The sequence below is a fragment of the Agromyces rhizosphaerae genome, assembly GCF_027925245.1.
Taxonomy (GTDB): Bacteria; Actinomycetota; Actinomycetes; order Actinomycetales; family Microbacteriaceae; genus Agromyces; species Agromyces rhizosphaerae.
The window spans coordinates 2856606-2872077 of sequence record NZ_BSDP01000001.1 but is presented as its reverse complement, the minus strand read 5'-3'; the positions used below and the strand labels follow the sequence as shown (position 1 = coordinate 2872077).

The following is a 15472-nucleotide window of genomic DNA, read 5'->3' as shown; positions in this document are numbered from 1 at the left end:
CAGGCTCAGCGCGGCACGACCGCGAACCGCCGCAGCGCCAGCGCCGGGTTCAGGCGACGCACGGCCGCGATGCGCGCCGCCGAGATCCACGCCACGGCCACGTCGGTCGCCTCGCCGATCGTCGCGATCTCGACGCCCATGGGGTCGACGACCATGCTGTTGCCCGCGCCGACCGGCGGCGCGTGGTCGGCCGCGAGCACGTACGCGGTGTTCTCGAGCGCCCGCGCGGTCGTGAGCGTGCGCCAGTGGTGCTCCTTGAGCGGCCCGCGCACCCACTCGGCGGGCATGCAGACGACGTCGGCGCCCGCGTCGACGATGCGCCGCGTCACCTCGGGGAACCGCGCGTCGTAGCAGGTCTGCAGGCCGAAGCGGATGCCCCCGAGCGCGAACACCTCCGGGTCGTCGACCTCGCCCGGGGCGATCCAGTCGGACTCCCGCTGCCCGAACGCGTCGTACAGGTGCAGCTTGCGGTACGCGGCCACGACGCCCGAGCCGGGCGCCACCGCGACCACGGTGTTGTGGGCGTGCGCCTCGTACGCGCGCTCGAGGAAGCCCGCCACGAGGTGCACGTCGAGTTCGTCGGCGAGCGCCGCGAGCGCGGTGACGAACGGGCCGTCCGAGGGCTGCGCGGCATCCACCCAGTCCTGCCCCTGCTGCGGCGTGAAGTAGCTCGAGTACTCGGGGAAGACGACGAGCTTCGCACCGCGCGAGGCGGCGAGCGTCGCCAGGCGCACGATCTCGGCGAGGTTCGCCTCGGGGTCGTCGCCGGGCGCGAACTGCGCGACCGCGACTCCGATGGCGTCGGCGTCGGCTGCGGCATCCGTCATTCGCCCAGACTATCGAGGGCGAGCGGATGCGGCGGGGCCGCGCATCGACCAAGCTGGACGCACCCCCGAGCGAGAGGCATCCGATGGCGTACACCCGCGAGTCCGTCCCCGACCTGACCGGACTCACGACCGTGATCACCGGCGCGAACGGCGGGCTGGGCCTCGAGACGGCGAAGGCGTTCGCGGCGAACGGCGCACACGTCGTCATGGCCGTGCGCGACACGCAGAAGGCGGATGCCGCGGTGGCCGAGATCCTCGATGAGACTCCGGATGCCTCGCTGGAGCGCGTCGCGCTCGACCTCGCGTCGCAGGCGTCGGTGCGCGCCGCAGCCGAGCAGGTGCTCGCCGCGCACGACCGCGTCGACGTGCTCGTGAACAACGCGGGCCTCATGGCGATGCCCGAGCGCGAGACCGAGGACGGCTTCGAGATGCAGGTCGGCGTCGACCACCTCGGGCACTGGACCCTCACGGCGCTGCTGCTGCCCGCGCTGCTCGCCGCGCCCGCCGCGCGAGTGGTGACCGTCACCTCGACCGCGCACCACATCGGCACGCCGCTCGACCCCGAGGAGCCGTTCCGCCGCGGCGACCGCTACGACTCCTGGCGCGTCTACGGCGACGCGAAGCTCGCGAACTACCACTTCGGCCTCGGCCTGCAGGAGCGCTTCGCGGCCGCGGGCGTGCCCGCGCAGAGCCTCATCGCGCACCCGGGTCTCTCGCACAGCGACCTGCAGACCCGCACGGTGCGCGAGGGCGGCGGCGGCAGCGCCGGCCCGTTCTTCGCCTGGGCGGCGGCGAACACCGGCATGGAGCCCGCGCGCGGGGCGCTCCCCCAGATCCGCGCGGCGACCGACCCCGCCGCCCGCGGGGGCGAGTTCTACGGGCCGCGCTGGGTGAACGTCGGCAACGCGGTTCGGCTGCCCGTGGTGCGGCCTGGGCGCGAGGCGGCGATCCGCGCGCTCTGGGAGGTGTCGGAGCGGCTCACCGGCGTGCCGCTCGAGGTGCCGCCGCAGGCCTAGCGGCACGTTCGCAGCCGACCACGTCGGATCGGGGCGCGCGCCGCCCCGCGGCATCCGCTACCTGCGTCGGAGCTGCACCCGGACCACGACCGCCATGATGCCCGCGGCGACGACCAGGGCGGCGACCGAGAGCCACACGCCGGCCGCCTCGGCCATCGTGCCGTTGCTCGTGAGCACGGCGAACAGGATCGGGCTGAGCAGCGTCAGCACGGCGATCGGCACGAGCACGGCCGTGAGCACCGTGGCGCGTCGACTCGAGATCGTCCGGGCCCGGACCGCCTGTGCCTGCCCGTCGTTCGCGCCGGGGCCGGTGGCACCGGCCCCGCGGGTACGCTCCGCCTCACCCGCCGCCGATGCGCGGGATCCGATCGAGTCACGAAGCTGTGCCACACCCCGATCGTACCCATACCGGCGGGGTACCTGTCACGTGCGCCTCGCGGGGCGCGTCGGAGGGGTCGCCACCGTGAAGCGGCCGGGTCGCATGCGACGTGGTTGCGGCAGCATCCGTCAGCCGGGCACGAGCCCCTCGAGCAGCGGCAGCAGTTGGGACGGCAGCAGGCCGACGTCCGCGTCGACGGTCGGGTCGAACTCGGTCGCGGCGACCGCGACCAGTCCGCGCGCCGGCACCACCTCGATCACCTGCCCGCCGAAGCCCCAGGCGAGGTAGGCGGGGTCCTCGTGGAACGTCGTGCGCCACCACAGGTAGCCGTAGCCGTCGGTCACGCCCGCGCGGATCGGCACGCCGCCCAGCCGATCGGAGGTCGCCAGCCGTACCCACTCCGCCGGCACCACCTGCTCGCCCTGCCAGCGGCCGTCCTGCAGGTAGAGGTTGCCGATCGCGGCGAGGTCGGCCGGGCGGAGCCGCAGGTGGCTCCACCCCGTGCTGAGCCCCTGGGGATCGACCGGCCAGCCGACCGCCGCGTCGTCGTCCGCCGCCTGAGCGAGCGGCCCGTCGAACGCGATCGAGGTGTCGATGCCGAGCGGGCCGAAGAGCCGCTCGCGCGCGAACTCGAGCGCGGACACTCCGGTCGCCTGCTCGAGGATCGCCGAGAGCAGGTGCGCCCCGCCGTCGGAGAAGTCGAAGGTGCGCCCCGGAGGCCGCACGGCATCGGCGAGGATCTGCGCGATCCAGTCGTCCGCCTGCTCGAACGTGTACGACGGCCCCTCGTGCGTGCCCGCGAGGCCGGCGGTGTGGGTGAGCACGTCGTCGAGGGTCGCGCCGGCGAGCTGCGCTCCCATCTGGTCGGCGTGGTCGGGCAGGAGCTCGGCGAGGGTCGCGTCGACGCCGGGCACGCTGCCGTCGGCGATCGCGATGCCGATCAGGGTCGACATCACGCTCATCGTGACGTCGGCCGTGTCCCAGCCATCGGCCGCCGTGGAGTCGAAGGTCTCGTCGAGGATCGGTTCGCCGTCGACGGTCACGAGCAGGGCGCGCAGCTGGCCCGCGCGTCGCGTCTGCTCGCCGAGGTCGGCGATGCCCTGCGACGCGCGCCCGCGGATCTCCGCCGCGAGCTCCTCCTGCTCGCTCGGAGCGATCATGTCGATGATGCCCGTGCACCCGGCGAGGGCCGTCGTCATCGCGACGGCGAGGGCGACCCCGCCCGCATGCGACCGGACACGACGTCCTGTCCGCATGGGTCGATTCTCCCACTGCGGGACGCGTGCGGCACCGGTCGTGATCGCATCGGAGGACCGCCGCGAGCCGGCGTGCGAGGAAATGGCTGAGGCCCGGAATCACGCATGATTCCGGGCCTCATCTGGTTGCGGGGGCAGGATTTGAACCTACGACCTCTGGGTTATGAGCCCAGCGAGCTACCGAACTGCTCCACCCCGCGGCACAAGAGATAACTCTAGCATCGGTTCGGGCGCTCGTCCAATCGGCGCCGCGAATGAGAACAGAGGCCTGTCGCGTGCGGAGAACTAGCACAGACAAGTCCGCTTAGGCAACAGGGGCCGTACTGGCGCCTGCATATCTGCCGACCCCTAGCGTGTGCCCTACCCGACGCCGTCTTGGCGTCCGACTCAGAGGAGCACGATATGAACCGACCCTTAGCGTCCGCCATGGCGGCGGCGCTACTTGCCGTGATGGTGATGGGCACCGGCACGGCAGCCTGGGCGGCGGAGGACGACACGTTCGAGTACTCCGGGCCCACGGTGGTCACCGAAGAGCTGACCGAAGCAGAAGCGGGGGTGGGCTCGGATGAGCCGCCGCCAGGGATGGTGCCGACCCCGATCGAAGAAGTCCAGTTGCCCACTTGCATCGCATGCATCGGCGGTGCAGGAACGCAGACACAGAAGGTCTCGGGCCCCATTCGATTCAACAAGAAGTTCGTGCGTTACCTCACGGGCGCCTGGGTGTACTCGACGGGGTACACCTGGAGCTCATCGACTACGGTCTCGTCGACGCTCACTGCGAGCATTGGGGTGACCGCACAGGGTGCATCCTCGTCGATCGGGGTGTCGTCGTCGAAGACGCAGACCTACTCGATCTCGGTGAACATCTATGCGAACAAGAGCAAGCTGTCGAAGCTAGGCCTGTATTCCGACTTCAACAGGTACTACGTTCGTTCGCGCTCCTACGTCGGAACGTCGTACTCCGCATGGAAGTACGCGTATCTGTACTCCCCCCTTGCCAACCAGTACCTCATCACCACGTACAAGTCCTGACCCTTCGAAGCGAGACACACGATGCGTCACCAGTCGCGATCACTGATCGCTGTTGCTTTCCTGATCGCGGCTGGTGCCGTACTCACCGGCTGCACCCCTGAACCACCGACCCGCGCCGAGGCGAAGTTCGCGCTCACCACGGTCGACGCTGCCATCTCCCCGGGCGACACCTTTCCCGCCAACTTCATCTTCGTGGCCGAGGAAGAGGACCCGATCTGGGACTCGGTCACCGGCGTCGCGCTCGGCGACGGTGAGACCTTCGGTCCGGGCGCTTTCGAGGTCGTCAGGAGCGAGAGCTCGGCGGGCGGAGTGGTGCTGGGGAACATCACCCTCCACATCCCCGTCCCCGCTGACGGAGTCGCCTTCGACCAGATCGAGCTGCTACTCGCAGGCGAGACTTCGGTCGTCGCACGGGTCGGCTCGTGGGAGGTAGAACTGCAGGACTCCGAGACGGTCATTCAGCCGTCCGGTGAATTCGTGCTGACGTATCCGCGCTGCGAGCCGGTCTCAGCAACATTTGTGAACGTGGCGGACTCGGACCTCCTGGACATCGCAGTCGACATCCCGGCCGCCGGTGTAGACGTCGACTTCGCCCCTGTGGCGTCCGCCACCGCCGGTGCGCCGTTCGACCTCGAGTTCGATCTGCACTGCGACGACACCGCCGACTTCTGGGTCCTCTCGCCGACTGTCTCGTTCGATCTCGACGGAGCGCCCCGTGAGGTGCGCACCGACCCGGTCGCGATCGGCCTGACCGCCATCGACGAGACGACCATCGACAGGATTCGCGCTCGCCCCTGACCGGGAGACCCGAAGGGTCGAGTTCAGGATGCCCCGGGGCCGGTCTTCACGGCCTCGATCGAGTACGACAGGGGCAGCCACGGGCGGTCGGGCCAGCCGTACATGCCGTCGCCGGCATCGACCATGCGCGGGTAGATCTGCCACGGCACGTGGTAGTGCTCGCGGAAGTCCTCGATGGCGAGGCCCGCGGCGCGCAGCGCCCCGTGGATCTCGTCCATCGGGTGCATCCACTCCCACGTGCGCTCGTTCTCGAGGCGAGCGTCGGGGTCGGCGTAGTCGGATGAGTCCTCGACGATGTCGGGCTCGAGGTTGCCGTACGGGTAGGTGAACGACGGCATCCCGTCGGCAGCACCGTCGCCGTCGAACACGAACGCGGTCGGGTGCCCGTCGGCGAACACGAGCGACCCGCCGGGCTTCAGGAACCAGGCGATGATGCGCGCCCACTCGGCGACGTCGGGCAGCCAGCCGATCGTGCCCCACGTGGTGAACACGGCGTCGAACGACCCCGGCTCGGGCAGGGCCTCGCGGGCCTCGTACACGTTCGCCTCGACGAACCGGGCGCGGTCCTCCCCCAGCCCGAGCTCGGTCGCCATGCGGCGCGCCTCGTCGACCGCGGGCCTCGAGAAGTCGAGGCCGACGACGTTCGCGCCGAGGTTCGCGAGCGAGAGCGTGTCCGAGCCGAAGTGGCACTGCAGGTGCAGCATCCGCAGCCCCTCGACGCCGTCGGGGAACCGGCGCGCCAGCATCGCCGACGCGATCGGGTCGAGCACGCTGCGCCCCTCGCGGAGCGGCTGCTGGTCGTACATCGAACCTGGGCCGAGGTGCACCGGGACACGCTCGTCCCAGTTGGCCCGATTGTCGTCGAGCCAGTCCCCCGACCGCAGGTCGATGCTCATCACTCGTTCAGCAGGGCGAGCATGCTGGCGATCGTCGAGGCGAGCTCGGCGTCGGCGAGGCCGTACGCCGCCCAGTCGCCCTCGGCGAGCGCCTGCTGCTTGTCCTCCAGCGCCTGCTGCGCCTGGCGGAGCAGGGCCTGCAGCTCGGCGTCGGTCGCCGGGTCGCCGGTCGAGGTGCCCGAGTCACCGGTGTCACCCGTGTCGCCGGTGTCACCGGTGTCACCGGTGTCACCGGTGTCGCCCGTGTCGCCCGTGTCACCGGTGTCGCCCGTGCTGCCGTCGACCCCGCTGTCACCCGCGGATGCCCCGGACTCGCCGCCGAACAGCACGTCGAGCGCCTCGTCGAGGGTGTCCTGGAAGGCGATCTGGTCACCGAAGGCGACGAGCACCTTCTGCAGCAGCGGGTAGCTGGTCTCACCGGTCGAGCGCACGTAGACGGGCTGCACGTAGAGCAGGCCGCCGCCGACGGGCACCGTGAGCAGGTTGCCGTTGATGACGTCGGACGAGCCCTGGCGGAGGATGTTCAGCTGGGCCGAGATGCTCGGGTCGCCGTTGAACTGGTTCTGCACCTGGCCGGGGCCGGGCACGAGGTCGCCCGACGGCAGCGTGAGCAGGCGCAGGGTGCCGTAGCCCTCCGACGGCTGGCCGTCCTCGCTGCCGGCGTCCGCATCGACCGCGAGATAGCCCTTGAGCACGTTGCGGCTGTCCTGGTCGCCCGACTCCGGGATGAACGTCGAGTACAGCGAGTACGTCGGGTCGTCCTGCCCCGGCATCTGCATCGTCAGGTAGTACGGCGGCTGGAGCAGGTCGCTGCCGGTCGGCGCGGTCGGCTCGTCCGGCGTGGTCCAGGCGTCGTCGCGCGAGAAGAACGAGCCGGGGTCGGTCACGTGGTACCGGCCGAGGATCGAGCGCTGCAGCTTGAACAGGTCGCTCGGGTAGCGCACGTGGCTCATCAGGTCGCCCGACATCTCCTCCATCGGCACGACGGTCGACGGGAAGATGTTCTGCCACGCCTGCAGGATCGGCTCGTCCGCGTCCCACGCGTACAGGGTCACGGTGCCGTCGTACGCGTCGACCGTCGCCTTCACCGAGTTGCGGATGTAGTTCACGTCGTCGAGCGCGAACGTCGGTGCGATCTGCTGCGAGTCGGAGATGGCCTGGCTCATCGAGAGCTTCGTCGAGTACGGGTACGCGTCGGTCTTGGTGTAGCCGTCGACGATCCAGACGATGCGCCCGTCGACGACCGACGGGTACGGGTCGGAGTCGAGCGTGAGGTACGGCGCGACCTTCTCGATGCGCGTGAGCGGGTCGCGGTCGTAGAGGATCTGCGACTCGTCGTTGACGTTGTCGGAGAGGAAGATCTGCTCGCTCTGGAACTTCAGCGCGTAGATCAGCTTGTTGAAGATGCCGTTCAGCGACGGCCCGCCGTCGCCCTCGAACGTCGTCTGGGTCTGGGTGCCGTTGTCGCCGCCCGCCGGGTAGTCGAGCTCGACGGGGTTCGCTCCCTCGGGGGCGCCCACGATCGAGTACTCGGGCGAGTTCTCGCCGAAGTACACGCGGGGCTCCTCGACGTCGAGGTCGCCGATGGTCGGGATGCCCGACTGGATGAACACGGGCTGGCCGTCGACCGACCGCTGGTTGCCCGCCGCCGCGACCACGCCGTAGCCGTGGGTGTAGACGATGTGCGAGTTCACCCAGTTCTGGGCGTCGCCGAGGCCGGCGAGGCGCAGGTCGCGCACCGCGACCACGGCGTCCTGGGTCGTGCCGTCGATCTGGTAGCGGTCGACGTCGAGCACGTCGGGGAACTGGTAGTACTGGCGGAACTGCTCGAGCTGCGCGAACGCGTCGCTGATCAGCGCCGGGTCCATGAGGCGGATGTTCGCGGTGGTCTCCGCGTCCTCCCGCAGCGCGCCGCGCTCGGCGTCGGTCTGCGCCTCGTACGGGATCTCCTCGACGTCGGCGACGCCGTACGCCTCGCGGGTCAGGTCGATGTTGCGCTCGATGAACGGCGCCTCGAGCGACTTCGCGCTCGGGTCGACCTGGAAGCGCTGGATGACCCACGGGTACAGCGAGCCGATGATGAGGCTCGAGATGATGAGCAGCGCGGTGCCGACGAGCGGCAGGCGCCAGCGCCCGATGATCGCCGTGATGAAGAAGAGCACGGCGACGACGAGCGCGATGCCGGCCAGGATGCCCCGACCCGGGATCGTCGCGTACACGTCGGCGTACGACGCACCCGTCATGAGGTCGTTGGACTCGGTGAGCGTGGCGTACTGGTCGAACCAGATGCTCACGGCCTGCAGCAGCAGGTAGATGCCGGCGGTGATCGCGAGCTGGATGCGCGCCGACTTCGAGATGACGACCTCGCGGCCCGAGATGCGGATCGCGCCGTAGAGGTAGTTGGTCGCGGCGACGAGCAGGATCGACAGCAGCACGACGGCCGACGCGAACCCGACGAGCCCGCGGTAGAACGGCAGGTCGAACACGTAGAAGCCCACGTCGAAGCCGAACTGCGGGTCCTCGGTGCCGAACGACGTGCCGTTCAGCCAGAGCAGCGTGGTCTGCCAGCGCGACGCGGCCGAGACGCCGCCGAAGATGCCGAGCACGGCGGGGATGCCGTACATCGCCAGCCGTCGCAGCGGCTCGAACACCTCTTGGTAGCGGTCGAGCTGCGAGTTGAGCTTCGCGTAGACCGGCCGGGTGCGGTAGGCGATCTGGATGCTGAGCCAGACCGGCACCGCCATGCCGACGAACCCGATGAGGAACAGCACGACGCGTGCGATCCACTCGGTGGTGAGCACGTTGAGGAATCCGAGCTGGTCGTACCAGAGGATGTCGGCATAGAGCCCGGCGAAGATGAAGAAGCCGATCACCAGGGCGGCCACGATTCCTATCGTGATCGCGATCGGCGCACGGCGGCGCCCCTGTGCCTGTTCGGGCTGTGCTGACGTCACTCTCGGCCTCTACTTCGATGGGGGTCGGGGTCGATCCTCAATCCTATGCGGACCGGGCAGCGCACGCTCCGGGATCCAGCGAACGCAGAGCGCGCCGTGACCCTGCCGTGACCCTGCGAGGCCCGGCTCAGCCCTCCGTGCAGCGCGGCAGCGCATCGATGTCGCCGTCCGACGCGACCACCTCGATGACGTCCATGGCCTCGTCGAGCGTCGACACGGCGAACACCTCGAGCCCGCCGGGCACGTTGCCGACGACCTCGTCGCAGTTGGTGACGGGCGCGAGCATCCAGTCGGCGCCGGCGCCGAGCGCGCCGTGCATCTTCTGCACGATGCCGCCGATCGCCCCGACGTTGCCGGCCGTGTCGATGGTGCCGGTGCCCGCGATGCGCTCGCCGCCGGTCATCGCGTCGGGGGTCAGCTTGTCGATGATGCCGAGCGCGAACATGAGTCCCGCGCTCGGGCCGCCCACGTCGTCGAGCTGAATCTGCACGTCGATCGGGAACTCGTACTCCATGGTCACGCCCACGCCGATCAGCAGCGTGCCGTCGACGTCCCGGGGCGTCACGACCGCGTCGACCGACTCGCCGTCGCGTTCCACCTCGATGTCGGCCGGCTCGGCGCCGTTGTCCTGGATCACCTGGCGCAGCGTGGCGATGTCGTGCACGGGCTCGCCGTTCACCGAGGTGATGACGTCGCCCTCCTCGAGCTCGCCCTCCGCGGCCGAGTCCTCGAGCAGCGCGATCACCGTGACGTCGCGCGGGAAGTCGTAGCCGAGCGCGACGAGCGCCGCGGCGATCGCGTCCTGCTGCGAGTCGACCATGAGCGTCTGGTTCTGCTCGTCGCGCTCCTCCTGCGTGAGGTCGGCGGGGAACACGGCCTCGATCGGCACGACCGCGCGGCTGTCGTCGAGCACCGCACCGCCGATCTCGAGCCACGACGGCTGCTGCTGCGGGTTGCCCACGATCGACACCGTCAGCAGGTCGAGGTTGCCCTCGGTCGGGTAGGTGGTCTCGTCGGGGATCGAGATGAGCGGCACCTCGCCGCCGTCGCTCGTGGCCGCGACGCCGAGGGTGTCGTAGACGGGCCCTGGCTGCTCGATCACGTACGGCGCCGGGGACGCGGCGAACACGCCACCCACGACCGCCGCGATGCCCAGCAGCCACCATCCCGCAGCGCGGGCCCGCGACCCCGGGGTGCGGCTCGCAGGGCGCAGCCGGTCCTCGTCGAACAGGGCCATCGGGTTCCTCTCTGGGTCGGCACGCGGGGGCGCGCCGACGAACACGTGCGAGGTGCCGGGGGCGCTGTTCGCGACGGGCGGACAGCCGGAGCGACCAGCCTAGGCCATTTCCCAGTCATCCCGTCGGGTGCGCGGATAGCGTAGGAACATCCGACTGGGAGGTGGCTGAAGTGGCCGATGCAGATGGCCCCGGCGACGACCGGAGTCCCGAGGACGAGTTCCGCGACATGCTGCGCGAGATCCTGTCCGGCGGCGCGGGCGTCGACCCCGCCCAGCTCGCCGGCGCGGCGGGCCTCCCGAACGACCCGGCCAGCGTCGCCGCGCTGTTCAGCCAGCTCCAGCAGGCGATGACCTCGGGCGGCGACGGCATCAACCGGGACCTCGCACTGCAGCAGGGCGTCGCCCGCGCGAACCAGGGACAGCAGGACACGGATGCGGCCACGCGCGCCGCCTGGGCGCAGGCGCAGCACGTGGCCGCGCTCTGGCTCGACGAGGTCGTGGCGGTCTCGAGCCTGACCGAACCGGGCGTGGTGCTCAGCCGCCGGCGCTGGGTGGAGCAGACGATGCCGGTCTGGACCCAGCTCGCCGAGCCCGTCGCCTCGAGCATCGCCGACTCGCTCACCAAGGTCATGTCGGAGCAGGCGCCGGAGGAACTGCGCGGCATGATGGCCGGCGCGAGCCAGATGATGCGCTCGATCGGCGGCACGCTGTTCGCCATGCAGCTCGGCCAGGTGGTCGGGCAGCTGAGCGCCGAGGTGGTCACGGGCGGCGACGTCGGCATCCCGCTGCTCGAGGACGGCGTCGCGGCGGTGCTGCCGCAGAACGCCGCCGAGTTCGGCGACGGGCTCGACATCCCCGACGACCAGATCCAGCTCTACCTCGCGGTGCGCGAGCTCGCCCACGCGCGGCTCTTCCGCCATGCGCGCTGGCTGCGGCTGCGCCTCATCTCGTCGATCACGGACTTCGCCCGCGGCATCCGCATCGACACCGAGCGCATCGAGGAGCTCGCGAGCGACTTCGACCCGTCGAACCCGGAGGCGCTGCGCGACGCGCTCGTCAACGGCTCGCTCATCCCGCCGAAGACCGAGGAGCAGCAGGTCGCGCTCGCGCGCCTCGAGACCATGCTCGCCCTGATCGAGGGCTGGGTCGACGTGGTCACCGCCCGCGCGACGGAGCGCCTGCCCTCGAGCGGCGCCATCGCGGAGACCATCCGCCGCCGCCGCGCCACCGGCGGCCCGGCCGAGTCGGCGTTCGGCACCCTCGTCGGCCTCGAGCTGCGCCCGCGCCGCCTGCGCGAGGCCGCGGCGATGTGGTCGGCCGTGACCGACGCCGTCGGCGTCGCCGGGCGCGACGACCTGTGGTCGCACCCCGACCTGCTGCCGAGCTCGACCGACGTGGACGACCCGGCGCGCATCGTCGCCCGGCTCACGGGCGAGCGCACCGAGGAGGAGGCGAGCGAGGCCGACGCGTTCGACCAGGCGCTCGAGGCGCTGCTGCGCGGCGAGACGCCGGGCGGCGACGCCGACGCCGACGCCCCGGACGACGAGCGCGACTGACCCGGAGCCGGCCTGTGGAGAGCGACCCGCCTCCACAGATCGGAGCGACACCACCCGAGCGGATGCCCCGTGGGGCAGTCTCTGACGCATGGCCGTACGGATCGACCCGCGCATCCCCCTCGTCTGGCGCACGCCCGCAGACCTCCAGCTCGGCGCCGCCCACCCGCTCGCCGTCATCCCGGACGCCGACCACGTGGACATGGCGCTCGTCGAGGCGCTCCGCGCGGGGGCGGGCCGGGCGAGCCTCGAACTGCTCGCGCGACGGCTCGGCGCCGACGACGGCGACGTCGACGTCTTCCTCGCGACCGTCGAGCCCGCGCTCGACGCACCCGATCCCGACGTCGGGGCACGGGTCGCGATCGACGGCGACGCCGAACGCTGCGCCCGGCTCGCCGCCGACCTCGCGGCGGTCGGCTATGACGTGGTCGGCCCTGCCCACGTCCCCGACGCGGTCGACCTCGCAGTGGTCGTCGCCGACCACGTCGTCGACCCGGCGAGGGCGCGCCGCTGGATGTCGCGCGACGTGCCGCACCTGCGCGTGCTGTTCGACGACGCCGGCGTGCTCGTCGGGCCGCTCGTCGAGCCCGGCGAGGGCCCGTGCCTGCACTGCATCGAGCTCGCCCGGGCCGACGCCGATCCGGCCTGGCCGGCGATCGCGTCGCAGCTGCTCGGGCGTCCGGCCCGGGGCATCCGCCGACTCACCCTGCTGCAGGCCATGACCGCCGCGACGCTCGCCGTCGATGCGCGACTGCGCCGTCAGGACCCGGAGCTGGCGGCGCACGCCGTGCGGTTCGACGCCGTCAGCGGAGCACCGCGCCCCGAGCCGGTGCCGTCGCATCCGCGTTGCGGCTGCCGAGCTCTCGGAGGAACCGTGACGGAGCTCGCACCGACCTCGACTGCCCGCCTCGCTCGGCCCAGCTCACCTCGAGCCGGCGTCGTGCCCGCGTGATGCCGACGTAGAGCAGGCGCCGCTCCTCGTCGACCTGCTCGATGCCGGTCGCGTACGAGATGGGCAGCAGGCCCTCGCAGAGGCCGACGAGGAATACCGTGTCCCACTCGAGGCCCTTCGCCGAGTGCAGCGTGGCGAGCGTGACGGCCGACACGGTGGGCTCGTGCTGCGCGGCCGCGCGCTCGAGCAGGTCGTCGGTGAAGCGGCGGAAGGTGGTGCCGGGCTCGACGTCGTCGACCAGCCGCACCAGCGCGTTGTAGGCCTCCCAGCGATCGCGCACCGCGCCCGGCCCCTCGGGCGGGGTCTGGCTCCACCCGAGCGAGCGCATCACGTCGCTGACCGACTTGAACAGCGGCTCGTCGGCGATCGTGAGCGAGGCCGCGCGCAGCGCCTGCACGGCCTGCTTCACCTCGGGCTGGTCGAAGAAGCGGCGCGCACCGCGAAGCCGCGAGCTCACGCCCACCTCGTCGAGCGCGCGCTCGAGCACCGCCGACTGCGCGTTCACCCGGTAGAGCACCGCGATCGACTCGGGCGCCTCGCCCGCCTCGATGAGCTCGAGCACGCGCTGGGCGACCTGCCTGGCCTCGGCGATGTCGGACGGGTGGTCGCGCACCACGGGGCGGGGCGGCGACGCCTCCGAGCGCTCGCTCGTGAGCGCGAGCGCGCCCGGCCGGCCGCGCATGAGCCGGTTGGCGATCTCGACGATCGGCGCGGACGAGCGGTAGTTGTGCTCGAGGCGCAGCACCGTGGCATCCGGATACCGCGACTCGAAGCCGAGCAGGTAGTCGGGCCGCGCGCCGGCGAACGAGTAGATGGTCTGGCTCGCGTCGCCGACGACGCACAGCTCGCTGCGGTCGCCCAGCCACAGGTCGAGCAGGCGCTGCTGCGCGGGCGAGACGTCCTGGTACTCGTCGACCACGAAGAACCGGTACTGCTCGCGCACGTGCAGGGCGACGGATGCCTCCTGCTCGATCATGCCCGCCGTCGCGAGCAGCACGTCCTCGAAGTCGATGCGCCGCGCCTCGTCCTTCACGGCCTCGTAGCCGCGGTGCAGGTCGAGCGCCTGCTCGACGGTCAGCGCGCCGGGCGCCCCGCGCGAGGTGAGCCGCACGGCGTGCTCGTCGAGGGAGAGCCCCGAGACCTTGCGCAGCTCGATGTCGGCCGCGAGGTCGCGCAGCGTCGCGGTGTCGACGCGGATGCGCAGGCGCTCGGCGGCCTGCCCGAGCACGCGCGCCTTGCCGTCGAGCACGGCCGGCGCGCTGCCGCCCACGACGAGCGGCCAGAAGTAGTTGAGCTGCGCGAGGGCGGCGGCGTGGAACGTGCGCGTGGCCACGCCCGCGGCGCCCAGCGTGCGCAGCCGGCCGCGCAGCTCGGCCGCGGCGCGCGTGGTGAAGGTCAGCGCCATGACGCGCTCGGGCGTGTAGGCGCCGGTGCGCACGCCGTAGGCGATGCGGTGCGTGATCGCGCGGGTCTTGCCGGTGCCCGCACCCGCGAGCACGCAGACCGGGCCGAGCAGCGCCTCGGCCGCCCGGCGCTGCTGGTCGTCGAGCCCGTCGAGCAGGGAGTCGGGATCGTCGCTCATGCGTGCCCGTCGATGTCGCCGCCGTACCACTGCTCGAGCATCCAGCGGGCGATCGAGGACGCCCCGGGCAGGGCGATCTCCCCCGCCGCATCCGCCAGTGCCTCCCGCGTGTACCAGCGCAGCTCGACGATCTCCTCGCCGTCGGGCCGCACCGCGTCGGGATCCTCGACGGACGCTGCGAACCCGACCATGAGCGAGGCGGGGAACGGCCACGGCTGCGACCCCAGGTAGCGCACGTCGCTGACGGCGAGCCCGGCCTCCTCCTCGATCTCGCGCACCACCGCGGCCTCGAGCGACTCCCCCGGCTCGACGAAGCCGGCGAGCACCGAGAACCGGTGCTGCTCCCACATCGCGTTCGAACCGAGCAGCACGCGACCGCGGTCGTCGGTCACGAGCACGATGACGGCGGGGTCCGTGCGCGGGAAGATCTGGCGGTCCTCGACCGTGCAGCGCCGCACCCAGCCGCCCTGCTCGGGCGTCGAGGGCGCGCCGCAGGCCGGGCAGTGCCGGTGCGACTCGTGCCAGTTCGCGAGCGCGACCGCCTCGGTGAACAGGCCCGCGTCGCGGTCGGCGAGCCCGGTCACGACCGTGCGCAGGCCGGCCCAGCGCGCCTCCTCGGGCTCGAGGCCGTGGGCGTCGTCGTCGTCGAGCACGCGCGCGACGATGCGCAGCGACGGGCCGCCGTCCGCGGACACCGTGCGGCCGAGGTAGATGCGGATGCCGGATGCCGGGACCTCCCCCGGCGGCAGCAGCGCGAGCTCGGGGGCGGAGCCGTCGACGCGCTCCGCCATGAGCGCCCTCCCGCGCCAGATCGGGAGCACGCGGACGTCGTCGGCGGCGTCGAGCCGGTCGAACAGGTCGGGTGCGGTGCGCGACTCGGCATCGCGATCGAGCGCCGATCTCGCGAGCGGCGGCACGGGAACCGACATCGGGCGACCTCTCTGCTGCGGGCGGCGGAGACACCGCGAAGGCGTGGCGCTCGACCCCGGG

Annotated in this window: 12 protein-coding genes and 1 tRNA gene; 4 read left to right on the top strand and 9 right to left on the bottom strand. The window is 71.7% G+C overall.

What is annotated here, in order from left to right; all coding sequences use genetic code 11:
* Positions 1 to 5: 5 nt before the first annotated feature.
* Positions 6 to 827, bottom strand: a complete 822-nt coding sequence (locus QMG39_RS13510) for a carbon-nitrogen hydrolase family protein (protein ID WP_281885845.1) — start codon at positions 825 to 827, stop codon at positions 6 to 8.
* 83 nt (positions 828 to 910) lie between these two features.
* On the opposite strand from QMG39_RS13510, the gene QMG39_RS13505 reads away from it, so the two are divergent.
* Positions 911 to 1843 carry an oxidoreductase gene (locus tag QMG39_RS13505; protein WP_281885844.1) on the top strand — a complete coding sequence of 311 codons (933 nt, stop codon included), beginning with the start codon at positions 911 to 913 and terminating at the stop codon, positions 1841 to 1843.
* A 57-nt stretch (positions 1844 to 1900) separates the two neighbouring features.
* Here QMG39_RS13505 and QMG39_RS13500 read toward each other — a convergent pair whose 3' ends face one another.
* From QMG39_RS13500 to QMG39_RS13490, 3 genes are all read right to left on the bottom strand, one after another.
* Positions 1901 to 2233: a hypothetical protein gene (locus QMG39_RS13500; RefSeq protein ID WP_281885842.1), complete on the bottom strand. Its 333-nt coding sequence runs from the start codon at positions 2231 to 2233 to the stop codon at positions 1901 to 1903.
* Between the two features lie 117 nt (positions 2234 to 2350).
* A complete protein-coding gene (locus QMG39_RS13495) occupies positions 2351 to 3478 on the bottom strand; it encodes a serine hydrolase domain-containing protein (protein WP_281885840.1) in 1128 nt (375 codons plus the stop codon).
* 123 nt (positions 3479 to 3601) lie between these two features.
* Positions 3602 to 3678: transfer RNA gene (locus QMG39_RS13490), tRNA-Met, on the bottom strand.
* A 202-nt stretch (positions 3679 to 3880) separates the two neighbouring features.
* Between QMG39_RS13490 and QMG39_RS13485 the strand changes: the two genes are divergently transcribed.
* Entirely contained in the window at positions 3881 to 4510 is a 630-nt protein-coding gene (locus QMG39_RS13485; protein ID WP_281885838.1) for a hypothetical protein, read from the top strand.
* 21 nt (positions 4511 to 4531) lie between these two features.
* The gene (locus QMG39_RS13480) at positions 4532 to 5308 is read left to right on the top strand and encodes a hypothetical protein (protein ID WP_281885836.1); all 777 of its coding nucleotides are present in this window, start codon (positions 4532 to 4534) and stop codon (positions 5306 to 5308) included.
* 23 nt (positions 5309 to 5331) lie between these two features.
* Here QMG39_RS13480 and QMG39_RS13475 read toward each other — a convergent pair whose 3' ends face one another.
* The 3 genes from QMG39_RS13475 to QMG39_RS13465 form a co-directional block, all read right to left on the bottom strand.
* Complete coding sequence (locus QMG39_RS13475) at positions 5332 to 6204, bottom strand: class I SAM-dependent methyltransferase (protein WP_281885834.1); 873 nt, start codon at positions 6202 to 6204, stop codon at positions 5332 to 5334.
* Positions 6204 to 9158: a UPF0182 family membrane protein gene (locus QMG39_RS13470; RefSeq protein WP_281885832.1), complete on the bottom strand. Its 2955-nt coding sequence runs from the start codon at positions 9156 to 9158 to the stop codon at positions 6204 to 6206. Before QMG39_RS13470 ends, QMG39_RS13475 begins: the two co-directional genes overlap by 1 nt.
* A 127-nt stretch (positions 9159 to 9285) precedes the next feature.
* The gene (locus QMG39_RS13465; protein WP_281885830.1) at positions 9286 to 10395 is read right to left on the bottom strand and encodes a YlbL family protein; all 1110 of its coding nucleotides are present in this window, start codon (positions 10393 to 10395) and stop codon (positions 9286 to 9288) included.
* Positions 10396 to 10622: 227 nt separating this feature from the next.
* On the opposite strand from QMG39_RS13465, the gene QMG39_RS13460 reads away from it, so the two are divergent.
* Positions 10623 to 11951, top strand: a complete 1329-nt coding sequence (locus tag QMG39_RS13460) for a zinc-dependent metalloprotease (protein WP_281887288.1) — start codon at positions 10623 to 10625, stop codon at positions 11949 to 11951.
* An 800-nt stretch (positions 11952 to 12751) separates the two neighbouring features.
* Here the strand turns inward: QMG39_RS13460 and QMG39_RS13455 are convergent.
* Together QMG39_RS13455 and nudC are read right to left on the bottom strand one after the other, a co-directional pair.
* Positions 12752 to 14482, bottom strand: a complete 1731-nt coding sequence (locus tag QMG39_RS13455) for an ATP-dependent helicase (RefSeq protein WP_281885828.1) — start codon at positions 14480 to 14482, stop codon at positions 12752 to 12754.
* The gene (nudC, locus tag QMG39_RS13450) at positions 14479 to 15411 is read right to left on the bottom strand and encodes an NAD(+) diphosphatase (protein WP_281885826.1); all 933 of its coding nucleotides are present in this window, start codon (positions 15409 to 15411) and stop codon (positions 14479 to 14481) included. The genes QMG39_RS13455 and nudC overlap by 4 nt, the downstream gene beginning before the upstream one ends.
* Positions 15412 to 15472 lie beyond the last annotated feature (61 nt).